This is a genomic window from Ktedonobacter robiniae (genome assembly GCF_016587375.1).
Classification (GTDB): Bacteria; Chloroflexota; Ktedonobacteria; order Ktedonobacterales; family Ktedonobacteraceae; genus Ktedonobacter; species Ktedonobacter robiniae.
This window is the reverse complement of sequence record NZ_BNJG01000002.1, coordinates 481372-507983: the sequence shown is the minus strand read 5'-3', so window position 1 is coordinate 507983 and position 26612 is coordinate 481372. Positions and strand designations below refer to the sequence as shown.

22 protein-coding genes and 1 pseudogene are annotated in these 26612 nt (G+C 54.2%); 16 read left to right on the top strand and 7 right to left on the bottom strand.

The genetic code is table 11. From position 1 onward, the window contains the following. Positions 1-345: 345 nt before the first annotated feature. Both JMJ04_RS22715 and JMJ04_RS22710 read right to left on the bottom strand, forming a co-directional pair. Entirely contained in the window at positions 346-954 is a 609-nt protein-coding gene (locus JMJ04_RS22715) for a M48 family metallopeptidase (RefSeq protein WP_201372749.1), read from the bottom strand. Positions 955-984: 30 nt separating this feature from the next. Next, a complete protein-coding gene (locus tag JMJ04_RS22710; RefSeq protein WP_201372748.1) occupies positions 985-2064 on the bottom strand; it encodes a Clp protease N-terminal domain-containing protein in 1080 nt (359 codons plus the stop codon). A gap of 561 nt (positions 2065-2625) precedes the next feature. Here JMJ04_RS22710 and JMJ04_RS22705 point away from each other — a divergent pair. Further along, positions 2626-2769, top strand: a complete 144-nt coding sequence (locus JMJ04_RS22705) for a hypothetical protein (protein WP_201374536.1) — start codon at positions 2626-2628, stop codon at positions 2767-2769. Here the strand turns inward: JMJ04_RS22705 and JMJ04_RS22700 are convergent. Next, positions 2730-2927 (bottom strand): ribbon-helix-helix domain-containing protein, encoded by a 198-nt coding sequence (locus JMJ04_RS22700; RefSeq protein ID WP_201372747.1) that lies wholly within the window; start codon positions 2925-2927, stop codon positions 2730-2732. The two genes, JMJ04_RS22705 and JMJ04_RS22700, sit on opposite strands and share 40 nt — an antisense overlap. Before the next feature lie 80 nt (positions 2928-3007). Here JMJ04_RS22700 and JMJ04_RS22695 point away from each other — a divergent pair, with 80 nt between their 5' ends. From JMJ04_RS22695 to JMJ04_RS22660, 8 genes and pseudogenes are all read left to right on the top strand, one after another. Next, positions 3008-4105, top strand: coding sequence for an RNA-guided endonuclease InsQ/TnpB family protein (locus tag JMJ04_RS22695; protein ID WP_201372746.1), 1098 nt, complete (start codon positions 3008-3010; stop codon positions 4103-4105). A 500-nt stretch (positions 4106-4605) separates the two neighbouring features. After that, the gene (locus JMJ04_RS22690) at positions 4606-6000 is read left to right on the top strand and encodes a hypothetical protein (RefSeq protein ID WP_201372745.1); all 1395 of its coding nucleotides are present in this window, start codon (positions 4606-4608) and stop codon (positions 5998-6000) included. 77 nt (positions 6001-6077) lie between these two features. Then, positions 6078-6728: an IS607 family transposase gene (locus JMJ04_RS22685; RefSeq protein ID WP_201372744.1), complete on the top strand. Its 651-nt coding sequence runs from the start codon at positions 6078-6080 to the stop codon at positions 6726-6728. Continuing rightward, positions 6688-7852, top strand: a pseudogene (locus JMJ04_RS22680) (RNA-guided endonuclease InsQ/TnpB family protein). Before JMJ04_RS22685 ends, JMJ04_RS22680 begins: the two are co-directional and overlap by 41 nt. A gap of 1075 nt (positions 7853-8927) precedes the next feature. After that, the gene (locus tag JMJ04_RS22675; protein ID WP_201372743.1) at positions 8928-10229 is read left to right on the top strand and encodes a WD40 repeat domain-containing protein; all 1302 of its coding nucleotides are present in this window, start codon (positions 8928-8930) and stop codon (positions 10227-10229) included. Between the two features lie 603 nt (positions 10230-10832). Continuing rightward, positions 10833-12125, top strand: coding sequence for an RNA-guided endonuclease InsQ/TnpB family protein (locus JMJ04_RS22670; RefSeq protein ID WP_201372742.1), 1293 nt, complete (start codon positions 10833-10835; stop codon positions 12123-12125). A 718-nt stretch (positions 12126-12843) separates the two neighbouring features. After that, entirely contained in the window at positions 12844-13656 is an 813-nt protein-coding gene (locus JMJ04_RS22665) for a DNA alkylation repair protein (RefSeq protein ID WP_201372741.1), read from the top strand. A gap of 112 nt (positions 13657-13768) precedes the next feature. After that, a complete protein-coding gene (locus JMJ04_RS22660) occupies positions 13769-14206 on the top strand; it encodes a sensor histidine kinase (RefSeq protein ID WP_236038304.1) in 438 nt (145 codons plus the stop codon). A gap of 22 nt (positions 14207-14228) precedes the next feature. Here the strand turns inward: JMJ04_RS22660 and JMJ04_RS22655 are convergent, their stop codons facing one another. From JMJ04_RS22655 to JMJ04_RS22640, 4 genes are all read right to left on the bottom strand, one after another. Next, on the bottom strand, positions 14229-15698 hold the full coding sequence (locus JMJ04_RS22655; protein WP_201372740.1) for a cytochrome P450 family protein: 1470 nt from the start codon (positions 15696-15698) through the stop codon (positions 14229-14231). 33 nt (positions 15699-15731) lie between these two features. Further along, positions 15732-16766: an FUSC family protein gene (locus tag JMJ04_RS22650; protein WP_201372739.1), complete on the bottom strand. Its 1035-nt coding sequence runs from the start codon at positions 16764-16766 to the stop codon at positions 15732-15734. Between the two features lie 325 nt (positions 16767-17091). Next, the gene (locus JMJ04_RS22645; RefSeq protein WP_201372738.1) at positions 17092-18444 is read right to left on the bottom strand and encodes a Dyp-type peroxidase; all 1353 of its coding nucleotides are present in this window, start codon (positions 18442-18444) and stop codon (positions 17092-17094) included. 112 nt (positions 18445-18556) lie between these two features. After that, the gene (locus JMJ04_RS22640) at positions 18557-19102 is read right to left on the bottom strand and encodes a hypothetical protein (RefSeq protein ID WP_201372737.1); all 546 of its coding nucleotides are present in this window, start codon (positions 19100-19102) and stop codon (positions 18557-18559) included. 432 nt (positions 19103-19534) lie between these two features. Between JMJ04_RS22640 and JMJ04_RS22635 the strand changes: the two genes are divergently transcribed. The 7 genes from JMJ04_RS22635 to JMJ04_RS22605 all read left to right on the top strand — a co-directional run bounded on the left by JMJ04_RS22635 (position 19535) and on the right by JMJ04_RS22605 (position 26516). Then, positions 19535-19936: a hypothetical protein gene (locus JMJ04_RS22635; protein ID WP_201372736.1), complete on the top strand. Its 402-nt coding sequence runs from the start codon at positions 19535-19537 to the stop codon at positions 19934-19936. Between the two features lie 82 nt (positions 19937-20018). Further along, positions 20019-21395, top strand: a complete 1377-nt coding sequence (locus tag JMJ04_RS22630) for a DUF2252 domain-containing protein (RefSeq protein WP_201372735.1) — start codon at positions 20019-20021, stop codon at positions 21393-21395. Between the two features lie 239 nt (positions 21396-21634). Continuing rightward, complete coding sequence (locus tag JMJ04_RS22625; RefSeq protein ID WP_201372734.1) at positions 21635-21790, top strand: hypothetical protein; 156 nt, start codon at positions 21635-21637, stop codon at positions 21788-21790. Positions 21791-22290: 500 nt separating this feature from the next. After that, positions 22291-23712 (top strand): IS110 family RNA-guided transposase, encoded by a 1422-nt coding sequence (locus JMJ04_RS22620; RefSeq protein WP_201372733.1) that lies wholly within the window; start codon positions 22291-22293, stop codon positions 23710-23712. A 374-nt stretch (positions 23713-24086) separates the two neighbouring features. After that, a complete protein-coding gene (locus JMJ04_RS48785; protein ID WP_420799494.1) occupies positions 24087-24377 on the top strand; it encodes a zinc ribbon domain-containing protein in 291 nt (96 codons plus the stop codon). Next, complete coding sequence (locus JMJ04_RS22610; protein WP_201372732.1) at positions 24331-25176, top strand: ATP-grasp domain-containing protein; 846 nt, start codon at positions 24331-24333, stop codon at positions 25174-25176. Before JMJ04_RS48785 ends, JMJ04_RS22610 begins: the two co-directional genes overlap by 47 nt. 320 nt (positions 25177-25496) lie before the next feature. Next, positions 25497-26516 (top strand): Na/Pi cotransporter family protein, encoded by a 1020-nt coding sequence (locus JMJ04_RS22605; RefSeq protein ID WP_201372731.1) that lies wholly within the window; start codon positions 25497-25499, stop codon positions 26514-26516. Positions 26517-26612: the final 96 nt, after the last annotated feature.

Sequence of the window (26612 nt, the reverse complement as noted above, 5' to 3'; positions counted from 1 at the left end):
CCCGCTTGCCGCTGAATAGGAGTTGAGAGGGTTCTGCTCCCCTTGTTCGTGCCAACGAAACAGGCATCTGCCTCATATGGCTCGTGCAGAGTATAGCACAGATGGAACACGCGTTTAACCCTCTTCGAGGAAAGCCAGCAGAGGATGAAGCCAAGGCAAACCAGCCTCACTGCTGGGGCGACAAGCTACGTGGTTTGCGGCGGGTTCTTCTCTCTCAAGAGGCAAGGGCTCAAGCCGCGTACGCCTAACTACTGGGGCTAAAGCCCCATAGCTTGCGGCGGGCTCAAGCCCTTTTCTGTCAAACGATATGAATAAAGAAGCCTACCATCGCCATTCTTCGTTCTATCACACATCCACTTGCGAAAGGCGAGCTGTGCTGCTCGCCTGGCGTTGGGCAAAGGCATTCGCGTGCTCCAGGCGTTGCTTGAGTATGGGGTGCGTTGAGACCAACAACTTCCATCTTGTGTTGCTTACCGGCAATACGCTGTGGTGTGCCATGCGCTGTATCGAACGTTTAAAAGCGTCTGTATTCTGCGTTACTTGCAGGGCATACTCGTCCGCCCAATATTCACTCCATCTCCGTAACCAGCGGCGCAGGAGGAAGAAACCGATAAAAATCGTATAGCAAAAAAGCAACAAAATGACCGTTCGGTGAGTAAAACTCAGCACGAAGGAGTGCAGACGCATTGTAGGCGAGCCAGAGGCAAACAACAAGTGCTGACAGGCAAATAACCATAGGCCGATGAAAAGAGTCCTCCAGCCAATGTCATGCAGGACATCGCGATGAACCAGGTGCCCAAGTTCATGTGCCAGAATAACTTCTTGCTCGTCGAGAGGAAACTTTTGGTGAAGAGTATCAGTAAGGACGATACGTGTTTGATGACCCCAGTGAGTCAGGTACGCATTGGGCACCAGGATTGCTCCCGTAGGTTTGGCACCTTTCAACTCCTTCATGTACAGACCATCCACATGCGTGCCTGTGCGTTAAAGCAGTCCCTCCAGGCACGCTGTCAGAGGCCCCTGTGGTATCGGGATCTCTCTGGTAAACAGGGATATGTCTAGCACCGTCATAATAGAGGCTTGTGCCAGGTACAAGAGGCCAAAGTAGAGCGTGCTCGCCAACCACCAGGCAGTGGGTAGGAGGATAAAGAGCGCATAGACCACCTCAAGCGACATCAGGAATTGGCATAGGCTGGAGGCGTGGTCCAGACTATACGCTATAAACCAGCGTAGTGAAAAAGCGAAGAGAGACTTCCACCCTCTCTTTTTATAGAGACAGGGGAGCCAGACAGCGTAGATCCAGCGCAGTGGCAAGCGCAACAGATACCTGAGACCATACCCAATGAACCCAATGCCAAGTGCCAGCCAGGGGAACCATTCGGGTCTCGGCTGAGCAAGCACAAATGGCGCCGCAGCAAAGAGCATCAGGAGCGAATGAGCGATGAGGTCTCCATACGAAATACAATAGTGGATCAACAGCAGGAGGAAGACAATGACACAGGTCAACCAGGTAAAAGGGATATAATACAGTCGGGCACGGTTCAGCCTGCGCATACGACGCCTAGTAGCTGCATCCGGCCTCGCTGGTGGAGCTTCTTGTGCTTCGAGGTGAAGGGATGCGAGATCAAAAGAGGCGAGGCCCAGCTGTCCCTGGAGAAGTTCAAGAGTAATCCCCGCTTCACGGAGTAACCTTGCTCCCAGGCTCTGCTCCTCGTACCAGAGCGCCAATAAGAGATGTTCCGGGTTGATGATTGGCCCAAGCGGAGAGCTAGTCAGGCGAGCAGCGCGACCAACCACGACCTTGCTTCGCTTGGACAACACAATCTCACCTTCGACCGACGCCTTTTCCTTCTGTGCTAAGCGAGCGCGCAAATCCTCATAGAGGATATTGATGTCCATGTCTAGCTTGAGCAACATCTCAGCCAAAGAACAATCGCTTGCGTGCAGTAACCCGAGCCAGAGGTGATCCGGCTCGATCCTGGGGAAACCTAGTGTCTGGGTCTCTTCTCGTGCGGAATGCAGTATAGCTCTAGCGGTATCTGAAAATCGGTTGAATGTGCTCATTGTATCCTCAGAACAACTTTTGGCATTCGAAATCAAACCACATGAAAGCGTACAAAATGCATAAATGTCTCTTTCGTATATAGAAGAGTATACATGAATATTTGGCTTAAAAGTATGATGTACCACACAACCTGCTGCTGCGCTTGTACTTCCCTTTCAGAAGTATTCTCTGGATAAGTTATCTCGAACGCCAGGATATTTCTACGGATCTCGTCAGCAGACTGTTGGAATTGACAAACAGCGGTCACTTCTCTGGCACCTCAGTGGACTACGTACACCATGGTGATGGCAAAAAAACATCGGGAGCAACTTTCCTTGGATGATCACCACCGATTCCCGTGATTGACGTCCCCCGTTTCACCTGAAAATCGGTCGAAGTTTGCTCAATTTACCAGCCCTCTCCTATCGTACCGTCTCTCCATTGCTCTGGATGAGCTCGACGCAAAAAAACTTGCCGCACCCCTTTCAGGCTATGTTCCATCGGGGGAATCGCACAGTTTTCATCTCGTAAGAAGCGCTTTTCTCGAAAAAAGTTCCATCTCTTTAAGCAGGAGAAAAAACTTGCACAAACGTAGCTCCCGCCAGTTTGCGCTCGCGTTTCACAAAGCTGGCTTCTTTGGCCAGCGTGTTCGCTTACAAAAAACGAGCCAGAAAGCCCCTGTGATTTATCCAGGGGATGAATGGCTCTTCCTTGTTTGGGGGTAGATAGGGGCGGGCTGGTACGTTGGGTCATTCCATGCGAGGTAGGCGTCAATTGCCCTTCTCACAATTTCAGAAACAGGGATGTTGTCTGTTTCACTCTTCTGCCTGAGCCGTTCTCGTTGTTGGTCATCTAAGTAGATGTTGGTACGGGTGAGCGACATATGGCGTATCCTCTCTTGCAGTACATCTTATTCTGATGTATAATACTACCACAGCAAACAGGAAAGGACAAGGCAAGGACGTGCTGATCTACGAATACAAACTGGATGGCACCAAAGCACAATACGCCGCTCTTGATGAGGCGATCCGCGTTGTGCAGTTCATCAGGAACAAGTGCCTACGCTTGTGGATGGATGAGCATGCCAGCAAGAATGACTTGCAGTGCTACTGTGCCGCCCTTGCCAAAGAGTTCCCCTTTGCGCGCGCTCTCAATTCCCAGGCACGTCAAGCCAGTGCTGATCGGGCATGGTTTGCCATCTCCCGCTTCTATGACAACTGTAAGCAGAAGAAGCCAGGCAAGAAAGGCTATCCCAAGTTTCAGCATGATAACCGGAGCGTGGAGGACAAAGCGACCGGATGGAAGTTAGAACCCGATGGCAGGCACATCACCTTCACCGATGGCTGTGGCATTGGTCGGCTCCGTCTCGTGGGCACGCGTGACATTGAAACCTTCCCCGTCAAACAGATCAAGCGGGTACGCATTCTCAGACGCGCAGATGGCTATTATTGCCAGTTTGCCGTGCAGGCCGAGCGCCATATTGAGCATGTCCCCACGGGCAAACTGGTCGGCATTGATGTTGGCTTGAAGACGTTCTACACCGACTCTGAAGGCGCGACCGTCGAGAATCCCCGCCACTATCGCAAGGCTGAAAAGCGCCTCAAACGCTTGCAACGCCGCCTCTCCAAGAAACAGAAGAAGAGTCAGAATCGCAAGAAAGCACGTCAATCCGTCGCCAAAGCGCATTTAAAAGTTCAAAGGCAGCGTGAAGATTTCGCTCGCAAAGCAGCGAACGCGCTTGTCTCGTCTCACGACCTGATTGCCTTTGAAGACTTGCGCATCGCAAACATGGTGAGAAACAGGCGTCTCGCGAAAAGCATCAGCGATGCCGCGTGGGGTCGCTTCCTCTCCTGGGTCAACTACTACGCCGCCTTGCACAACATTCCTGTGATTGCGGTCCCGCCACACTTCACGAGTCAGAATTGTTCCGCTTGTGGTACCTGCGTGAAGAAGAGCCTGAGCGTGCGCACACACATCTGTACCGGTTGTGGCGTGGTATTGGACAGAGATCACAACGCCGCCGTGAACATTTTGCAAAAAACGCTCAGTACCGTCGGGTAGACGGGAACTGATGCATCGTTGAGTGCATGAAACGCTTCTGGACAGGAGGGCCTCTACTGCCTCTCAGCAATGGGAATCAGCAAGCCGCCTGGATGAAGGAAGAATCCCCCGTGCTTTAGCTGGGGGAGTGTCAATCGCTCAAGATCTGGTTCAATGTAACTTCACACTATGTTATACTGCTCATCGGGCTCGCTCCTTGGTCGGTGAATGTTTGATGGACCTTCATTCTCTCTCAAGGAGCATTCTCTTGTCTTTTTTCAAAATTTCATGCGCATGGGGAGAAATACGGAGAGACCTCATGTAGCCATTGCCGCCACTATGAATGACATTCAACTCATGAGCTGGCTGCGAGGAAGAACGCTGGGGCAGACCCGTACCTCTCCTTTCAAACGGGTCATGGAGCCAGTGGCCTGAGATCGCAGTTTCGACTCTGCCACCAGTAACAAGAGTGACCATGAGCCGTTTAATGTTGGGGATTTTCACTCATGGAGAGGAAAGAGATGAGATTAAGCATTCTGCGCATAGAACTCCTTCTCGCTTCGATGCTGCCTGTCACCGCGATTTTTATTGTAGGTGTGGTAGGAATGAGGCAGAACGATCAGACAGATGTCGGCCCCTTTTTATTTGTGCTTTTTGCCTGTGCTATTGCGGTCTTTGGAGCTGAAATCGCTCTGATAAGTTTTATGCAACGCGCGACAAAAAAGCAGTACGCGCAGCTGATTGAGGTCTGCCAGGCGTATATGGCTGGACAGAGAGAGAGGCGAGCTCCTCTTCTCGGCGATAATGCGCTGGTTGCGCTTGCTCATACGCTCAATGCCCTGCTCGATTCAGCAAATGGGAGTATACAGCAAGCCCAGCGTGCCAGTAATACCGGCTCGCTCGCGCAACAATGGAACGCTTCGATTGCCAACTTTCAGTTACCCGAAGAGAGCCTGGGCTACGCCAGCATGGGGGATTTTTCCACTCCAATGCATCCGCTGTCCCCGCCACCACCAACAATAGCGGCGGCTCCATTGCAACCATTGGCAGCTGAGGCATCAATGGGTATGTCAATGTCGCCATCGTTGAAGCAGAGCGCTCGGCAGTATCCGCGTCGCCACCGGTTACTCCTTGTCTTGGGGAGTGTGTTGCTAGTAATCTTGCTGGTCACCGGGGGAATAGTGGCGGCGTTCGCACGATCTGCACCAGGTAGAACTGGATCTCAGCAAATGGAAGGCGCTAGCGGAACAGCGCAATCAACAGCAACAAGTGGTACAACGAAAAATAATCAGGGCCATCCCACTGCTACTCCCACACCAGTTTCAAGAGCCGCAGCCATTGCCAGCGCAGGACCAGATCAGCTCTATAATGTCGTCACTAGCGTCAGCCCCACGTGGCAGGACCCGCTCAGCTCCCAGGATAACAATAACTGGACTGTCTCGGAGAATTGCGCTTTCAGTGGAGGTGTATACCATATCACCTCTACCACAACAAAGACCGTGAAAACATGCTATGCCGATAATACCAACTTTTGCAATATGGCCTTTCAGGTACAGATCACTAATTTTAGCGGTGAGGGTGGTGGTATAACCTATCGTGCAAGTAACAATGGTACCAAACGCAAGGGATATACGTTTACGCTCAAGCCTGAAGGTGCTTATGACCTTCTAGCATCCGGTGTAAATCTCATTCCTTATACGCGCACCTCATCACCCGCCGTTCACACTGGCTATAATGTGAGTAATGTGGTAACTGTCATTGCTCGTGGGAGCAATTTCTACTTCTATGCGAATCAGCAATTTCTGGTTAGCGCCAGTGATAGCTCCTTGACTTGTGGTAAAATTGCTCTGATTGTTCTAGACTGGACCAGCCTGGCATCGGCATCGTTCAGCGATGTTAAAGTCTGGACCTTTTAAAATCCAGGGAAAAAGAACATGGCAATAGAGTCTTCAGCAGTATTGAAAAAGTAGGGAAATCATGTTAGAATGTATGTATGGAGCATACATATTCACCAAAACAATTTGGAAAACTGATTGGAAAATCGGTCAATACCTTGCAAAAATGGGATCGCAAGGGGATTTTACCCGCGTTTCGGAGTCCGACAAATCGGCGCTACTACACACATGAACAATACTTGCAGTATCGTGGGCTGATTTCCTCCGAGCAGGGATTGGTGATCGCGTATGCTCGTGTGTCTTCCCCCTCACAGAAAAAAGACCTGGCTCTCCAAAAAGAAGCTCTGCGCGCCTACTGCCTGGAACATGGGATCAACGTGGACCAGTGGATCGAAGACATTGGCTCTGCACTCAACTACAAACGCAAAGGCTTCAATCAGGTGATCGAGCACATTGAATTAGGACAGGTGGCTCGGCTCATTATCGGCTATGAGGATCGGTTCGTGCGCTTTGGCTATGACTGGTTTGAGCAGTTTTGTGAACGGCATGGAACCCAGATCACGGTGGTGAACGGCGAACTCTTCTCCCCCGAAGAAGAACTGGTGCGGGACTTGATGGCCATTGTGACCGTCTTCAGCTCTCAGCTCCCCGGCCTGCGTTCGCACAGAAACCTGATTCGAGCAGCAGCTCTGGGAAAGGATATCAAGGATGATCAAGACCCACAAGATCAGACTCCATCCCACACCTGAGCAAGCCCATTACTTTGCAAGAGCCGCAGGAACGAGCCGGTTCGTGTGGAATTGGGCGCTTGCCGAGTGGAATCGGCAGTATGAGGCCGGAGAAAAACCCACTGCCTTGAAACTCAAGAAGCAATTCAACGAGATCCGGCGCTCTCAATTTCCCTGGACATGGGAGGTGACGAAGAATGCCTCAGATCAGCCCTTTCTCGATCTGGGAAAAGCCTTCACCGCGTTTTTTGAAGGGCGTGCCCGCCGTCCCCAGTTCAAGAGCAAGAAAACAAGCAAACCCTCCTTTTACCTTGCCAACGATCAATTCGCGTTGGGGGATCATCGAATGTGGATCCCCAAGCTCGGATGGGTCAATCTGGCGGAGAAGCTGCGGTTTGTGGGCCGCGTGAAAGGGGCACGCATCACCAAAACAGCGGATTGGCGGTTTGTTTCCATCCAGGTCGAGATCCATGATCCCATCCCGGTGAACAAACCAGCCGCCGTGGGAATTGATGTGGGGCTCAACCGCCTGGCCACCTTGAGTACAGGAGAGGAAGTCGAAAACCAAGCCTTCCTCAAAACCGCCCTCAAGAAATTGCGTCAGGCCAACAAACGGCTGCACCGCCGAAAACTGGGCTCAAAGAATCGAGAGAAAGCGCGCCAACAGGTCGCCCGTCTGCATTATCGTATCACCTGCCTGCGCCAGGATGTCCTTCAGAAGCTCACAACCAGGCTGGCCGACAGTTACGGGATCATCGGGGTGGAAGATCTCCACCTCAAGGGACTGCTCAAGAATCGCCGTCTCGCTTGCTCGTTGGCCGATGCCTCGCTGGGCACCCTCAGGCGTCTGCTCGAGGCAAAAGTGGCGCAACGTGGGGGACTGGTGATCAAGGTGGACCGTTTCTTTCCTGGAAGTCAAGACCTGTCATTGCTGCGGTTGGACGTGGGAAGTGATGACGCTCAAGGATCGCATCTTTGTGTGTCAGAATCCTGCTTGCCCGTATGATCAGTTTTCGCAGGATCGAGATCACAACGCAGGTCAGAATGTGTTACGGGAAACCCTTCGCTTGATCGGGCTCATGGATCAAGCCGTCTCCGGTACTGGCTCGGACGAAGACGCAAACTTGCCTGCGGACGCGGGGTAAGACCAAAGGGCTTCGGCCCGGAGGCACCTACGGATGAAACAGGAACAACGAAATTCGGTGTGAACGTGTGCTTGCATACGTTTGCATAGGAAAATCGGAGCAGTATTCGCATCTGTTCCAGTGTTGGCTTTGTCTTTCTGTCGTGCATTTCCTGATGTCCAATCTTGAATGCATTTTCTGTGCTAACATAGTAAGTGCAGATATGATGTCCTAAAGGGCATTCCTTTGGTATTCCTCAAGCAGTCGTGTGATTTCACTTTTATTGGTTTTGTTCATACCATCCCTCAATGAGATCATCAGTCCAGAAACGTTGAGTCGCTTTCTCTAAGTAGACAAGCATGCCTAGTGCTATGACACAGGACTCACTCTATCACAGAAGCAGTAGCCAGCAATACAAGTGAACATATTACAAACCCGATGATCGCGTACGTGAACGAAGGCTGTATGCTGCTCCCGACTCTTTCCCGGATGCGAATTTACCAAAATTTTGTATTGTATAAATAGTGGAATGTTCGCTCAGATAAAGACCCTGTCGTGAACGAATGCTTTCCCGCGCCACGGTGGAGTTGATGACCTCAGATTACCTCATCCTGAGCAGCGAGCAGGCCCGGGCATCTTTTTCGGGACGCATTCCAGTTGGGGGTTGGCATGGCGGTAGACATTCGGCGTAACGATATCTTCCATACTCCAGGCCGATTCGGCTGGACTGGCGGTTTAGGCACGACGGCATACATTGTTCCTGCGGAGGGCATGATCGGTATCCTCTTCACTCAGCGCATGATGGATTCGCCGGAACCACCGAAGGTCTTCTCTGACTTCTGGCCACTGTCGTATGGCGCAATGGAATGGACAATGGGCAACGGATAGCGTCTAGAGAAGAGGCAGATCACTTGTGTGGGCTGTGATCACACCACATTTACAGAGAACGTGGGGAGAAAGCTCCAGTCATTGATGCACGGGGCTTTCTCCCCACGTTCTCTGTAGCCCGCCACATCGAGGCATAGAAAATGCTATGATGTACCTGTGAATACGCAAGGTCATGAAGCGCTTCCGCTTCCTTCGAGGAGGAGATTGTGTGACGTCAAAAGCTACTTGCTTGTCCTGCCGACATTGCCCATTAGAAATACTGCCCGAATCCGACGCAAAGATCACTTTCTACCGCTGTCCTACCTGTCATCGCCACTTTGCCCAACTCCCAGGTCGATCGCTCACCGAAAGATGGGGAGGATCTCTCAGCCTGGTCTTATACGGCACGATCTTCTCTCAAAAGCCCCAGGTAGATGCCCGGCGTATTGCCAGCATGTTCCGCAACCGAGAGAGCCGGGAGCAATTGACTCACATCGTTGCCGACATTCGACAAGAACTCGCATATCCGAGCCAGCCCGTTCGTGACATCCATGGTCAATCCGCCTCCGAAGAGGATCTGAGAGCATTTTTAACCCTGGTCGCGGATCTCTTGACGGAGGAAGTGAAAGAAGATGCGGTCGTGCAGGCGCTCAAGGGGCATGCGAGTTGGGTGCGTTGCCTTGCCTTCCGTCCCGATGGGCAGATTCTTGCCAGTGGCAGTATCGATGGCTCCATCAAGCTTTGGGATCCTTCGCGCGGCCACTTGCTGCACACCCTCACGGGTCATGTCGGCGGCGTGTTCGCTCTCGCCTGGAGTCCGAGCGGAGGGCTTCTGGTCAGTGGTGGACAGGACAGCGCGATCAAACTTTGGGATCCTCAGAGCGGGAAACTCTTGCGCCCTCTTGAAGGCCATGGCAATGCAGTGCGCTCTCTTGCGCTCAGCACTGACGGACAAACCCTTGTCAGCGCGAGCACCGACCAGACTGTCAGACTCTGGGACCTGCAGACTGGACGGCTTCTGCTGCCCTTCATCGACCATCCAAGCCCTCTTTACAGCGTTGCTATGAGTCCCAATCACCAGATCATTGCGAGTGGAGACGAGGTCGGCGTGATCCGCTTATGGCACGCTCGCACTCGAAAACTCCTTCGTACTCTCAGAGGCCACAGTGGGAAAGTGTTGTCTTTGACCATGGTGGAGGACGGGCAATTTCCCATCAGCTCAACGATGCTGCTGAGTGGGAGTGCAGATAGGACCCTGAAATGGTGGGGGGCCGACGAGGGGAGGCTCATTTCCACTTTCACGGGTCACGCCGGGCCTGTCCGTTCAGTCGCGTTTCATCCTGCATGGCAAACGGTCATCAGTAGTAGCGAAGACAAAACCATCAAGGAATGGAATCTTTACGGCTCTCAAGAAACTATTCGTACCTTGCCGGGCCATGCAGGTCCTGTCTACAGCCTTGCCATCAGTCCCGATAGTCGGTTCATTGCCAGCGGCAGTCTGTCAATTAAGATTTGGGGGAAAAAACGTTGATCCTTGATCATTCAGGCTGCTCTCGAATTCCGTAAACAGCATCTTGTTTGGGCAATGATGCGGTCAAGATGCGTTGGAAAGGAGATGTTTACTGGATCTTGACAAAGTGTGCAAATGTGTGTGAAACATTCCACACGGTTCCAGAAATTGGACTGGAAAGCCCTGGTGTTTCAACCCCAGGGGACGCGCAAGTCGTTCCTTTTTGGGACGCAGTCGGGAAAATCGATTTTCCCCCAACCAAACTCCCCTTGACAGTTCTCACCTTCTCTGGTGCATTTGTTCCAATTTACCAGAAGGAGCGTCGCTCTCGTCGATGGCGGACATTCCCACCAGCGTCCGGGTGCGGGCTCGGGTCGGACGAGAGAACCCATCACTGGGCGAATGAGGAGACCGCTGTCTCCGAAGCCCCGATGTGGCGGAGGGGGCGAGCCCATCGACCCAACGTCTGGGGGACCTGTCACCCGAACCTGTTCTTTGGGCAAGGAGCGTGACAGCCAACCCAGCCTCCATCCCATTCCTGGCGGGGAGGAGCAGTCACTGTGGTGAGTTGTTCTTTGTGCGGATGGCGTCAGTACCGCAAAGCGTGAGAGAAGGCACTCAACAATGAAAACGGCGCACAAAATCCGGATGCATCCGACCCCTGAACAAGTGGAGTATCTCAAACGAGCCTGTGGGACGAGACGGTTCATCTACAATTGGGGACGGGAGCAGTGGGAAAAGCAGTACCAGGCGTATAAAGCTGAGCAGGAAATCGTTCCTGAAGAGCAGCGCGTGCTCAAACCGCCACATGCCCTCGCACTCAAGAAGCAATTCAACCAGATCCGGGAGCAGGAGTATCCGTGGACCTATCACGTGACGAAGTGTGTGGTGGAAGGGGCGTTCGATGATCTCAAAAACGCCTACGACAACTTCTTCGCGGGGAGAGCGAACTACCCCCAGTACAAGAAAAAGGGGAAGTCGCACGAGTCGTTCTATCTCTCCAACGATAAATTCACCTTGGGGACCCATTGGATCTCCATTCCTGGCTTGGGCCGCTTCATCCTCGATCAACGCCAAACGAAGAAGGACCGAGGCAAGCTCTTACGCAGACTGGGAACGGTGAACGTCGCCGAAAAACTGCGCTTCGTCGAAAAGGGGAAAGCCACCACTCCCACGAAGAAGCGCAACAAGCGCAAGCACGTCGTGTGCGAACGCGTCAAGATCCTGGGGGCGACGGTCTGCTGTGAAGCGGGCCACTGGTACGTCTCTATTCAAGTAGACATCACACGGGAGTGCCCCAAAACGCCCGAACTAGTGGTGGGGGTAGATGTGGGCTTGAAGCAAGCTGCTGTGGTGAGCGATGGACGCAGGCTTGAGAACCAAAGGCCATTAGCGCTCCATCTCAAGAAACTCGGCAAGCTGCAACGCCAACTCAGTAAAAAACAGAAGACGAAAGACCCTCAAACCAAGCGAACCGTGTTCAGCAAGAATTACGAGAAGCAACGGCTCAAGGTAGCGCGCAAGCATCAGCAAATTGCCACTCTTCGCCGAGATGTGCAGCACAAGTTCACGACCGAACTGGCGCGCACCTGTGGGGGCATTGGCATCGAAGACCTCAACATCCTGGGAATGATGACCAATCGAAAGCTCGCCAGAGCCGTTGCCGATGCCGCGATGGGGCAACTATTGCAATTCTTGAAGACCAAGGTCGCCGCCGCAGGGGGAGAGCTCTTCATCGCCTCTCGCTGGTTTCCTTCGACCAAACGCTGTTCGTGCTGCGGGCAGGTCAAGAAACGCATGCCGCTCAAACACCGCACCTATCAGTGCCAGATCTGTGGACTGGTGATCGACCGGGATGTGAACGCCGCTTTGGTGCGCCGCTTCGGTACATATCAAATTTCTCCCAGAGGGAGATGAGGTTGAGAGTAAGAACCTCAAGGGCGCCCAACTTACCTGGCGTGGAAACACAAAGGGAAAATTAGCATGTCGGGAACGCGGTTAAACAGGAAGGTATGTACTGTGATGCACCGCAAGTCCTGTACGCATGGTGAAACCTGAATTGGCTGAACCCTAGTCTCCAGTGGTCTAAGCGTTGGCTCATCGCAACATACCTGTGGCGATGTCATCGGAATACGCACTTATTGATGGCGAGTGCGGAAGACTCTCTCCGATGAACGACCAGCAATGAGCTGGTTCAAGGAAACGAACGGGGCACCTACACGTACTCAACGTTTGATATGCGCAAATGCGGGATCGTCTACGGGTGCGAGCCTATGACGACGGAGCTTTCATAGTACTCAAATGATCAAGGTAATGCTTGATACAAGGGGAAGGGAAGCAGGGAGTATTGTCGTGAACGGAGCGGTGCGCGAGATGCGCACCGCCTACCTCCACGAAGCGACAAGAAACTGGAGAGCCGGGTGCATCGAAAGGGTGCAAGCCCAGGTTCGGAGAGGGACGGACAGAAAAGGTCTGGAAACAGAACCTCGCTGGCCGTCTACTCTACAACATAAGAAATCATTGGCTCGGGCGGGCCTGAAGGCGCGCTTCAGCGCGGCTCGAGAAGCCCCCGGATGTATCCGTGGGGAGTCGTCACACATTGGGAATATACCATGATCAGAAGGAGCCTCGTCCAATGTCCAACACCCCTCCGGTCTTGTCGCCAGAGCAGGTACTTGAAAAATTGAGGCAGCACGCCGATCCGCAGGTTGTTCAGGGGCAATCTCGCTTTGGCAGCCGACCCGCGCACCCACTAGGTATCAAAATACCAGTCCTGCGTACCATAGCGAAAGAGATCGGGCGCAACCATGCTCTTGGGTTAGCGTTATGGACATCAGGCATTCATGAGGCTCGTATCCTGGCGGCCATGATTGATGAGCCGCAATATGTCACGTGTGAACAAATGGAGGCGTGGGTGCGTGATTTCGATACCTGGGATGTATGCGATCAGGTATGCGGCGGCCTCTTCGATAAGACTCCCTATGCCTACCAGAAAGCCATCGAGTGGTGCCACCGCGAGGAGGAGTTTGTGCGGCGCGCGGGCTTCGTATTGATGGCATACCTGGCGGTTCACGACAAGCGAGCCAGCGATAAAATGTTCTCGCCCTTCTTTCCCCTGATCAAGCAGTATGCCACTGACGAGCGCAATTTTGTGAAGAAGGCAGTCAACTGGGCCTTACGCCAGATCGGCAAGCGGAACGTCCAACTGCGCACCCAGGCTATCGCCTGCGGTGAAGAGATTCAGCAGGTCAATTCCAGAGCTGCTCGCTGGATCGCGAGCGATGCCCTGCGTGAATTGCGGAAGATAGCAAAAACAAGCTCAGGTGTTGAGAGCAACAGCGACGAAGGTGCCTGGCGGCGCTTCCAATCTCTCCGATGCAGCCCTCTCTCATCCATGTCCGGTAGTTACGAGGGTAGTGTTGCAAAAAATTTAGAACCGAGAAAATGAAGTAAGTAATTACGGTACAAGAATCATTTTCGTAGAGAAAGGGTGGGCATTCTGCACCTTTTTCCTCATGAAATATGTTGTGTGCACTTCCATTTGCTGAGCTTTAATTTTTTTGCAACACTACTATGATTTGCGCGTTACCGCTCCAGAACGCTCGCTGGTGCTGGAGGTGCCCGAAGACTGTGCGATTATGGTGCTGGCTGATCGGGCACGCATCTGCCAAGTGATGACCAACTATCTCACCAATGCGATCCGCTATTCACCTCCTGGCCAGCCCATCCACATTGGCCTGACTGTGCAAGAAAACGCGGCTCGCGTTTGGGTGCGAGACCAGGGGCCAGGGCTTACGGAAGAGGAGCAAGCACACCTGTGGCAGCGCTTTTCTCAGATCAAGGGCATTCATGTGCAGAGTGGTTCGGGCAAAGGGTTAGGTCTAGGCCTCTACATTTGCCAAACACTTATAGCTGAGCACCAGGGTGAGGTCGGTGTGGAAAGTGAACCTGGGAAGGGTTCGACCTTCTGGTTTTCCTTACCTCTGATCGGCTGTTGATGCTTCTAATGCATATCTCCTATTACTGTGCCGTCTTGAAGCCGATGTTGTCCTGCACGACCGTTGCCGGTCCCACCGGTAACAACTCGACAGGGTCGATGTTGAGCCTGGTGAAGTCGATCTTTTCGCTCCATACCTTTCTGAGGAGATCCTTGAAGAAACCAATGGTGAGGAACTCACCCGCGCAACGGCGATACCCGAAGCCGAATGGCGCATACCCGGCATCGTCGCATACGGGATAGGCCTGGTCATCGACGCGCGCGTATACTGCACCAAACGCACTGTTGGGTATCGTAGCCTGCCGACCATCCTTGACTCGAAAAGCTTCCCTGCTGAAGGGGCATTGGGCCAACCCGACTTGCTTGCATCTGGCCTCGTCGTTCTGTTCACTCGTGTGAGCCTGCTTATAGCGATCTGGGTCGAAGTCATTCGGATTGTTCCAGTGAAGCGGGTCTCTGCTGGTTTCCGGATGAGGCGTAATAATGGTGCTCAAGCCAGTGTCCCCAGTGCCAAAGGCTTGTTCCTGAGCAGGCAGCACTGAGGCGCTGCCGCGGTTGGGCGAGATGGTCCGGAACAACTCCATCACGAAACGGTCAAGCCTGCTGAAGGCGGAGGTGTCCGTTTCGTCGGGGCCACTCTTCATTGTCTTTTCAAACCATGAGCGGACAACCGGGTCTCCATGTGTTACCTCTAGGCGGTCCATCATGTTGTAGAGCGTATTGCCCCACTGGCTGAATGCAAGAAAGTTGTGGAAGCACTCGAAAACCATGTCCTTCCTCCTGAAGTTCTCCCCCAGCGCGCCGTTCTTGATCCAATAGTAGACCAGGGTCTTCTCGGGATTGGGCACACGACGGTCAATCAGATCTTGCACCCGCTGGTCAATCCAGTCCTTGAGGAATTGACGGAGCTGGCACACACGCATGTAGCTGTCATGAACAACCTGCAAGGTCGGGTACCGGAATCCGACGACAGCCACGAAGCTCTGGCCGATCTGCCTGACTTCGGGCGGAATGTCGTCCCCCGTGACGCCAAGGTGAAGGTCCCAGTACATGTCAAAGTATCTCTGGTAGTACTGGTGCATCAGTGGCTTGCCTTTGTTTGGCTCGTCGAAGAGGGCATCGAGGAAGCGTTTGATCTTGTCCGAGTACATCGGACCATACAGATCCGGCGTGACAGCTGAGTAGTAGATCCTCTTTCTCTCGTTGTTTGGTCCGCGCTTCTGGTACCCCTGGATGAAGACCGTAAGTCCTTCCTCCTCCATATTCAGCTCCCAATTGTCGTAGAGCATCCCGACGAGGTGAGCTGGCATTGCTGCCTCCTTGCTCAGGGCGAGGTCAATCATGGGAAGCACTGGCCGTTCGCCCTGATAGATGGCGCTGCGGAAAAACGGCTTCACGGCGCCCTGGACATAGGCAGGGTCAAAGGTAGGCGGCATCTTCCTGAGGTCGGCAGACGTGTCCTGCTGTTCGGCATGTTTTGCTGGATCAATCATGTTCTGCTCCTTCTCTCTCTTTTTTTTAATCGCTCAAGACAGCTTAAAGAAGGGCAACTGGCTCAGAAAAGTAATCACGAGGACGATCCCTGCGCCGACCAAGATGGTTACCACTCGCCATACGGCAAGGGACTGACCTGACGTCGCGATACTGATGAGCAGCAGGATCAGGATCGTGAAAAAGAAGAGGTACAGGAGGTAGTTCAGCTCTTTTACGGAGAATGCCAGGCATGTGATCGCCACTACGATCAGCCCTAACACCAAAGTGTTCTGCATGCCAGTAATCACTACTGCTGCCAGGAGCGCACCCAGGAACGTCGCAACGACATTCTGTAGCGCCATCATCAGCGAGGCCTCCTGATCCTGCCGGGTGCAGATGATGACGGTGATGGCTGCCCAATAGAACGGCGGCCCTCCCCAGATCCAGCCGCTTCCTGCTGCAACTGCTGCTCCCACGGCACGCAGCAAGCTAAAGCGCAGCAGCGGAGAGGTCAACGTGAACTGCGCTGTAAGCGTGGTGAATCTTGGCTGTGGCCTGTTCGGTCGCGCTTCGTTTCTCAGCGTGCTCCGGTGTGCTGGGAGCCATGCAAACAAGAGCGCGAACAGCATCAAGATTGCCCCACCAAGCAGAAAGCCTCCCGCTGCGGGTAGTGCCGTTGCCGGACCGCCACGGTTCGCAAGCGAGATCACGAACGGGATCGTCAAAAGGAATCCCATGACAGCCGCAACCCGACCATACACTGAGAGGAGTCCGCTGATGAAGACCACGAGGAAGATTTCCACGATCTCTCCCCACCATGGCCCACCGATGAGCCGACCCAGTGCGGTCATGAGCGCACCGCCGACCGCGGTCATTCCCAGCAACCATGCCTGTGTGCGGGACGACGTGCCGACGTCCCCGAATGAGGTAAGCAACGCACCCGTCATGACCAGGACACCAAACGCGCGCTGACCAAGTAAGGTCAGGACAAGCAGGGGCAGGAACATCGCCAGGGCGATATAGAAGCCTTTGACCGAATTTGGTTTGGCGCCAGGGTTGCTGCGGAAAAGAACTGCCATTCTTTCCATCACTCTCTCCCTTCCTCATACGGAACCTCATGGTTGGCTGAATAGACACTAAAGAACGCTGATCCTTCATAGCAGGTCTCCTGTCACAGTCGGTTTCTGCCAGCCTCCGCCAGGCGAAACGCTCTGGTCGGCCTCACTGGCCCTGCCCTGTATTCGGCTCATATTCGTGGACTGGGGTGACCGTTTTGAGTACCGGATCGACGATTCGCTTCGCCTCTTCCACATCGTCCCGCCGAGCCAATTGCGAGCTCTCGCAATCCCACTGGCATTGCCATGCATGCTCTACTTTTGTGTCAACGCTGTCGGGAGTCGGTTTGGACCCCGGCTAGCGCTCGGCTCCACCTCCTCCCTTGGAGACATACTCGGCGTCCGCCAGCCACCGTAAAGCCCGCACGCCGGGCAGAAAGAAGTATTCCCCACCGCGGTTGGTCACGAACTGCGGCAAGCCATGGAGGCGTTGGCGGATGGGCTGTTTGGGGATGGTAAACACACCCGTCCCGTCATTGGGCCCACAAATCGGATCCTTCTCGCTGGGTGCTCCAATAAAGGTGCCCTGATTGACCCACTCACTCTGGACAAACTCGAACTGCCGCGAAAGTGAGGCACCGATGAAGACGAAGATGATGCCACGCTCGGCTCCGTCGTCCTCCAGGACCCCTGGAGGAAGGAGGGGACCGTAGACGGTGCCGCGGCGAATCAAGCGATGGTGATTGACCCGGGTGATTTCGTGCTTGAATTGGTCACGCGGGTTCGTGCGCCGTATATGCGATCCAAGCGGGCATTTGAGGCCCTTGGGGTCGTCGTCAGCGTAGAGAAAATCGTTGTTGCGTTGCGGGTCGGCCCCCAACTCCGGGTCATCAGACTCTGGACAGAGCGCGAGGGGCGCGCCGCTGCGCCAGCGCCCCATCATCTTGGCGGCCAACCATTCTTCCTCTGCTGCGCTGGTAGTGTGTGCCGCCAGGTATCGGCGGAACGCGGCGACATCTTGGTGCAGTTTTCTCAAGGCCACATACGACCCGTTGCGGCCCAACACCTCGGGTTGGGGCTGCGGAGGCAGCCTTCCCGACTCGTCGAGATACCCCAAAATAAACTCCCCCGCCTTGAGCGGCGCTTCCTGGGGATTGCTTCCAGCAAGACCGCTCCCCTCGATCGCTGGTTGGGCGATGCCGTCCCGAAAGCCGAATGGTTCGCGTCCCGTGGGAAGTTGATAGCAGTCCTGCCGGTAGATCGCCGTCACGCCAGGCATCTGCTGGTAGGCATGTCCTGCCGGCTCTAGGACCCTCGCCAGGCGCGTCTGATCAGGTGCGAGCGCAGCGATCACGAGATGGACCTCCGATGTGCCCAATGGCCACTCCCACTTTTCAGGAGCGCTCTCGCCCACATCGCCCAGTTCCGCGGCGCGTGCCGCCATCCCCTGCTGGAACTCTGGTGAGAAGCTCTCAAGCGATGCTTGGGGGACGCCTAACGCCTTCAGGCCATGATAGGAAAGCGCCACCGCAACCCAGGCATCGCCTGCAGGGCTGGTCAGATCGATGGCTGAGGCAATCGCGGGTATGAGTCGCTTCAGCAACTGATGTCCGGCGGCGCGATCGTCAATGCGAAGCATAATGTACGTTCCGGCATACGGCGTCGGACGAGGGTGGAGCACGCCGCTCTGAATGTCGTTGAATTCAAGCATGGTTGATCCTCCTGGTGTCACTACCCCAGGCGTGGTTTGTAAGCGATTGTTTGCTGTCGGATTGGGCAGAGCCAAAGCCGGCCTGTCCGCCCGGCTTGAGCTGCTCTCCCGATTACGTCGATGCCTGCTCAAGCAGTGGTTTCAACGCCGGGTGCTTCAGCGCCTGCTCAGCTTCAGGGTTGTCGAGCACCTGCTGGAACGCGTGCTGCAGTTCCAGCGCTTTCCAGATCTGCTTGACCGTGGGCTCGGGATAGCTGCTATCATAAGCGGTAGCTTCATATTGGTGCGCCGTTAACCAGTCCCTGACGCTCGGGTCCGTGATGCCCGGGTAGCCCTCGACATGCGACCAGAACTCAGCGAATGATTGCGAGACGGCGTTATCGGCAACGGCAAAGTCATCTATGTACTTATCCCACGTGCCGTCGAAGCTGCTGCAAAATAGGAGCCGCGTATCGTTGTCGATGAGAGTAACCCTGGCTTCGTGTATCGTGCCGAACTTTTTGGCGTCCTCTCTTCGGCGGGGATCGGCAGCTCTCCGCTTGATAGCCTCGCGCAGCGCTTGTTGGTGGCCTGGCTTGACGTTCCCAATGACGGTAAATTCTGTCCTTACCCCCGACTTCAGCCCCTTCCGCTTTGGATACTCCTTTGTCGTTTCCATGTCGTTTGCTCCTTTGTGTGAAGATCTCCAGTCTAAACATGGTGCTCCACCGCCAAAATAGATGAGCTTTCCTTGTACGCTGCGTAGATGCAGTGAAGTCATGCTCCTCTCTGAAACGCAAAGCCGCTCTGCTTATGCCCACCTGAGCATCCCCATGAAGCATGCTAGATGAGTCCAACAGTATCGACAACCCATGGCGGAACCCATTGTAGAGCTATTTTTCAAAATGGGCATTTTTGGCGGGTCTGATACACTTATATTACCAATTGGCTGAAACGCTGACCAAGCATGCTGTGCTTGCACACCGTTACCTCATAGAAGTATGACGAAGGGTGAAGAGCACCGTTCGCTGATTCCTTAATCAATCGGATGGGGGCATACATACTTGTTGCATGCAACGTGCAGCCAAATCGCTCGAAGGGGGCCATGGTCATGGGAGAATCTCACATCAGCACAGACCCATTCGATGAGAATGCCAGGAAACAGTTCCATGAAGGCATTGAAATGACGCTCATGGGATGGATTAAAACGTCTCCTACGCTGATCGGCTTCGGGTTTGCCCTTGGAGAGGCTTTTAGCATTGTCAGAACTGGTAAACCAAAGAGTCTGGTGGACACGCCAAGGGAGTATCTCATAACCACAGTTGCGGTCGGCCTCATCGTCCTTGGCGTGTTGGGTCTGCTTGGGGCCGTCATTCAGTGTGGATGGAGCCTGATGCGTTTTAAGCAGGGCTCTCTCACCACGTACCAGAGGCCCTGGTATTTGAGTGCGCTGGTGGCGGTTCTGCTGATGATCATCGGCCTTGTCGCACTGGTGGCAATGGCTCTTCCGTAGCCTCGTTGATCTCCTCCGGACACCGGAATAAGGGAAAAATGCACACGAGAAGACCTGGCTTCATCTGGGTTAGGAGGGAATAATGAGCAACGTTTTGCGATCTTCATCCACACTGTATGCACGAACCAGTGCGGAACGCTATGCTGCTGGCAAGGCGCTCCGTGCTCATTGCCCTCGCTCCAGCCATGCCCGGTGGGAGCCCGCTCCCAATCGCCCAGACCCCCTGAGTATCCTGGAAGCATCAAACCGCACGAGGGTGAAGCAACTTGTGCCCATCCGCTACGGTCGCATGCTCGTCTCGCCCTACAACTTTTTGCGCGGATCGGCTGCGATGATGGCACATGATTTAGCGAGCACGCCTACCACCGGGATCTTGACGCAGATTTGTGGCGATGCCCATCTGGGCAACTTCGGGATCTATGCGACGCCCGAGCGCAACCTCGTCTTTGACGTGAGCGACTTTGACGAGACTGTCTCTGGTCCCTGGGAATGGGACGTGAAACGGCTCACGACCAGTATTGTTGTGGTGGGACGGCAGAATGGCTTTTCCGCGCGTGATTGCAAGCAAGCGGTTATGAGCTGCGTCGCGTCATATCATAAGCGTATGTATGCGTTTAGTACGATGCGCCGGATCGATCTCTGGTACGCGCGTGTGGATGTCGAACTCCTTCGTACGGTCGCTGATCGTGACCTTCTTCCTCGGCTTGACCGCGCAATCTCCCGGGCTCAGCAGCGCACCAGCATTCGCGCGTTTCCCAAACTTACACATGTGGTGAATGGTCAAGTGCGCATTAAGGATGATCCGCCGCTGATTGGTCATCATCCGAACGCACGGCTCTCCACGCATTTGTCGGCATTTGTCGCTGGCTACCTGGAATCGACCCGGGAAGAGCAAAAAACGTTGCTCCAATGGTACCAGCCCATCGATCTGGCCTGGAAAGTGGTGGGAGTCGCCAGTGTCGGCACGCGCTGCTATATCGTGCTGTTGTTGGGGGAAGGAGAGGAAAACGATCCGCTCTTCCTTCAAATCAAGGAAGCACGGCCCTCGGCCCTTGAACCCTATACTGGCCCCAGCCCGTATTCCAACCCGGCTCAGCGTATCGTGCATGGACAACGACTCATGCAGGCTGCCAGCGATATCTTCCTGGGCTGGACTCAGTTCGAGGACGTCAACTACTATGTACGTCAACTGCGCGATATGAGATGGTCAAGCGACATGACCACCATGAGTCTTGCCCGTTTCACCGTATATGCTCAACTGTGTGGATGGGCGCTGGCGAGGGCGCACGCGCGCGCTGGTGATCCGGCGTTGATCAGCGGCTACCTGGGAAAAAGCGACTCCTTTGCTCAGGCCCTGGCTGAGTTTGCCTGTGCGTATGCTGACCAGAATGAACGAGACTACGCCCGCTTAGTGGCGGCTGTAGAAGCCAAACACATCACTGCTACCACAGACATATAGACGGGTAATTAACACCCAGGCACAGATTGCCTGGAGGCGTCAGGTTAAGTTTTCTCCCTTTTCTCATACTAAAATCAAACGAAAGAATAACGGGACTGCGTAAGCTTGCTTGTTTGAGGCAAAGAGGGACAATACCAATGGCGCGAATAAAGAAAGTGTCCGCAGCTGATCCGACCCACATGCCGCATTCAGATCAATTTCATCTCAATAGGCCTTCTCTGTGGGAAGCAATGCTGAGTATGCTTGCGGTAGGAGTCCTTCACACGTTTCTTCCCACCAAACTGCTGATTGGCCCGGCCTGGTTGCTCCTGGCAATCGAAGCGGTCTTTCTGTTGCCAATCGTCTTTACCCTTTTGACAAAAAAAGGGTCATCGGACGCGTTGCAGGGCAAATGATTGAAGCGATGTATGCTTTGCTCAAACGAGACGCAGAAGTGCTCAGTAAAGTACCTCCTGGCCGGCAACCACCCCCTCCGATACTCTATGATCCAGAAGTGCATCGAAACCATCGAGAGGGACACTACCGTCCGATGAAAACAGCTCCCATGCCCAATCCAATTGTTCTGCTTGTAGATCAGGAGTAACGATTCCATACACACAAAAGATTAGCATGCAAGAGCTTGAATATAATGGCCACGTTTCATCGTGTTACTTCTGGAGAGGTACTCAGGGGTCGCTCCCTTGAGCGATGGACCCGCCAAACCTTAGATTCCATATGAGTCAACCTGTAAGAGGTAAGTGGGGGATGTGTGCGAAATCCTTCATATGCCTTTGAAGGACCAGAACAACTTTTCGTGTGTATCTGGGCAGGCCACATCCACGGGTTCTGACCTCTCCACCCACCAATAGAGAGGGTAAGGAAGCCTCATTTCACACGTGTGTGAGGGGACCAGCCCATGCCAAACAAGAAAACCTCTCCCGACCTCAAAGTATTGCCGATGCTTCCCCATGAGTCCATCTACATTGGGGTAGACATTGGGAAGCAAAAACACATTGCTGGTTTTGTTTCAAAAACCCTTTTAGAGCGCCACAAGCACTTCGAGAACTGTCCGGCCTTCTCCTTTGAAGCATCTCGTGAGGGTTTTCGATCATTTGTTGAGCGTATCCGTGACTATTGCCCACTCGAGCACATTTTTGTGCTCATGGAGCTGACCGGCCACTACCATAGGTCGCTACAGCAGTATCTGCTCGAGTTGGATATCCCCGTGTATGTGATGCATGTTCAACGCCGGCAAGCAAGCATGATTAAGACGGACAAGCGGGATGCATTAAGCCTGGCTAACCAACTCTACACGCAACTAGAATTGGGAGCACAAGTGACAGACAAATTACAGGCCGTGCGGCGTACTGTCCCTCCATCGGCAACTGCATCCCAACTCAAAGGCTTAATGCGTCATCGCTACGAACTGGTCAATGAAGCCACACAGAGGAAAAACAAACTGACGGCCATTTGTGACGAACTCTTTCCAGAATTAACCCAGGTCTTGAAAGATCCCAACCTGGCAACCGCATTGGCACTGCGCGAGCGGTTTCCTACACCTCATGCTCTTGCTACAGCGAGCTTCACAGCCCTTAGCGAAGTGAGAGTGGGGCGGCGAGCATCAGACGCTGACTTGCTCCACTTACAGCACCTTGCCACGCAAAGTATCGGCACTAAAGATGTAGCAAGGCAACGCAGTCTGGTGCTGGAACAAAGCTTGCTGATCAAGGAATTACGACTCATCCAGGAGCATCTAGAGCGGCTGGAAGGGGAAGTGTGCCAGATTGTCACGCAAAGCCGCGAAGGGCAAATTCTCACTTCCATTCCTCCGATCGGCCCGCTAGATGCCGCAACCCTCATTGCAGTCATTGGTTCCATTGCCAATTTTGAGAAGGCATGCGACCTCAAATCGTACCTGGGCTGGGCACCCAAGCGAGAGCAAACAGGGACTTCCTACGATCGAACCAGGCTTTCTCAGGGAGGATCACGTGAAGCGAAGAGAGCGATGTATCTCATCGTCTGGAGAGCCATTCGGACGGATACCGAGTGGTCGAAGCTCTACAAGCGTTTAGTTCCTCGCTTATGTTCCTACGACGAGAGAACGCAGTCTTACAGAGGAAAAGGGCGAGCAATCGGTCATGTCGCAGGCCGACTGATCACCCTCGCCTATGCATTGCTGCGGTATGACTATGAAGTAGTGAATCATCTGGCTCCTGGTACTGATCCTCCAGCGCCAATGCTCTATGACCTCGAAGTTCATCACCAGCACCGCTCAGGTCACTATCATCCTCTCAAAAGAAGACCTAGAGAGAACCGCATCGTACAGGTTGAGTCGTAGAATTTCTCCGAAGACAAAAGGGAAAGAGAGCCAGAAGCTCATCAAGCATCCTGGGAGCTTGAGGCTCGGTCGAAGTGCTCCCAGCGTGCTCATGCAAGCTGGAACGCGGGGCAAACGATGCCGCCAGGCCCGACCCTTGACGGAGAGGCTAGACTCGGCACGAGCGAGAGCGACCGGCTGCGGTAAAAACTCATCAATGCAGGACCCGGTCGCTCTCGGCAAGAGCCAGTCAGCCGATACCGTCAAGGGCGGCATCGTCCGCGCTCCGGCTTGCTGGTGGCAAAGGTGGAGCATGTCACGAAGAAGCTCCATGACATGCAGTAGTGGTCTTTTTTTCTGAAAGTTCTATATGCCTTACGTCTGAGGCTGGCGGCATGGTGATGAAGGTGGCGCCCCAGCACACGAGTCAAGCGTGTAGTGGCTGTGGGATGCTGGTGCTCAAAGATCTCTCGGTGCGCTGGCACTCCTGCCCCACGTGTGGGGCCGAGCTCGACCGCGATGAGAACGCGGCGCGCAACCTTCTCCGCCGCTATGAGGAGCAAGGGCCGCTTCTCCCCAACAAGAAACGCAAGTCCACCCGTAGGGTGGCCGGGGCGGGAAGCGCCCCACAGCACCTGGTTGTCTCTTCGGAGAAACCGGGCCGCTGTCGAAGCCCCCGCCTTTAGGCGTGGGGTACTTCACCGCGATCCCGACGACCTGGTTGTGCAGCAAGCACTGGGCCGTCTTGGTGTGCATGTCGATCTGGTCTGCTGGAACGACCCCACCTATCAGTGGGAGCGCCCGTCCCTGGTGGTCGTATGCTCCGTTCGGGATTATGACCGGCAACGTGGTGCATTTTTGCACTGGGCACGTCGTGTCGCCGGGCAGACGTTGTTGCTCAACCCACTTCCACTATTAGAGTGGAATACGCAGAGGTGGTATCTCCGTGGGCTCGCGGTCCAGGGGATCCCGGTTGTCCCTACTCATTGGGTGAAGCCAACCACTGCCGCGCCTCCGTCACTGGCACATCTCCTCGCAGAACGCGGCTGGCAGGAGGCGGTGATCAAATCGGTCATCGGTATTGGTCACACCGGTCTTCGCCTGGTGACACGTGCACAGGAAAGCCTGGTCCAGGGGCAGGCACATCTCGATGCTTTCCTTGCTCGCGGCGCTGCCATGATGGTCCAGCCCTTCCTTCCCGAGGGGGAACAGAGCGTGATGGCGATCTGTGGACAGATCACGCATGCCGTCCATGCGCCTTGTCAGCTCTCAGAGGAGGATGATGAAGTGAGGAATGCTGTTGCGGTCCCGTTGCAGAGGGACTACGTGGCCTTTGCTCGTGACGTCCTTTCCCGCCTTCCCCCGACCCTGTTCGCGCGTGTGGATCTTCTTCGCGATACAACCGGGCGCTTACGGCTGAGTGAGCTCCATCTAGTTCGCCACGTCTCTGCTTTCAGTGCTCTTCTGCGGCCTGTGAACGCTTAGCGAGAGCGCTCTCTCGGCTCGCTCGCCAGCCATCTCTATGGCGCCAGGGATCTGGCCTCTCGGGGGTAGAAGATGAATTGTTGGAGAGGCATTCATCTGTCGTGTCGCATGTCGTTGTTTGACTAAGAGGTGACAACGGTGACGGACGTGCTTTCCGAGGAGCTTTTCTTGCGTATGAAATAGGTTCTGTTGTGGCAGCATGGTTTGGGTGCGCAAAGCAAGAGAGCAACCAGATATGGGCGTCCTGTGCTCATAGTATCGTTTCCTGAAGGTGTGCTTTGTATTGAACACAATAACCTTGAAAGACAGGTGAAAATACGATGTTTGACGTTATGCTCTTTTTACGGATATTCTTTTCTGTCCTGGCAGGCATGGCGCTTTTGCTCTATGGCGTGCGATCGATGACAGAGGTTATCGGACAATCGGACAATCGCTATCTGCGTCAATGCCTCTTGCACATATCACGTTTCCCCGCCGTAGCCTATCTCATCAGCCTTATCATGACGGCATGCATGCAAAGTTCGAGTGCCATGTCTTCGTTGTTGATTGATCTGGTGAGTACGGACCTTTTGCCATTTTCAACGGCTATTGTGATGATGCTCGGTGCAAATGTTGGCTTGACCCTTGCGGTGCAGCTGATTTCCTTTCATATTACCGATTACGCGCTCACTCTTGTCGGTCTCTTTGCCTTGCTTGCGCTCATGACTGCACGCACCCGCTGGCGACGTGTCGGACAAATCGCGTTCCCCTGTGGTCTCATGCTCCTGGGGCTCTCTACCCTATCCCAGGCAAGCGAGCTTCTGGTAAGCAGTGCGTGGGCGGTAGCGGCACTCCAGGCATGTGCTACGACCCCGCTCTTGCTTCTTCTTCTGGGAGTAGCTCTGGCCATGCTTCTTAATTCGAGTACGGCAACGATCGGGTTGGTGCTCGTTCTGGCATCCCGTCACACGTTACCCCTGGTCCCAGCGCTAGCAGCCGTGCTGGGGGCAAATATTGGGACCACGCTCCCAGCGCTGCTTACAGCAAGTTCTCGTAATGCCTCTATAGGACAGCGTCTGGCGCTCGTCCATACAGGGACAAAGTGTCTGGGAGCATGCCTTCTCTTCTTGTTGTTACAGCCTTTTGCTGCCTTGCTCGCAGTGTGCTGGCCGAACCCTCCTATGCAAGTTGGCATGGCGCATCTCGGATTCAATGTCCTGCTGACCTGTTTTTGTGTGCCTCTGGCTAGTCCACTTACCTGGTTGCTCACCTCTTTGATGCCCTCAGGAGAAAAAGTGTCTGTACGCCAGATCTCAGAGTCTACCAGCTATCCCAGGCCCTCACCAGTAGCAGATGGATGATCGGCAAAACGCGTTCGTTCGTCTCTATTGTCCTGGTTATCCACATGTTTTCCATATCGAAAGAGAGCAATGTAGAAATCTGAACAGGAATGAAAC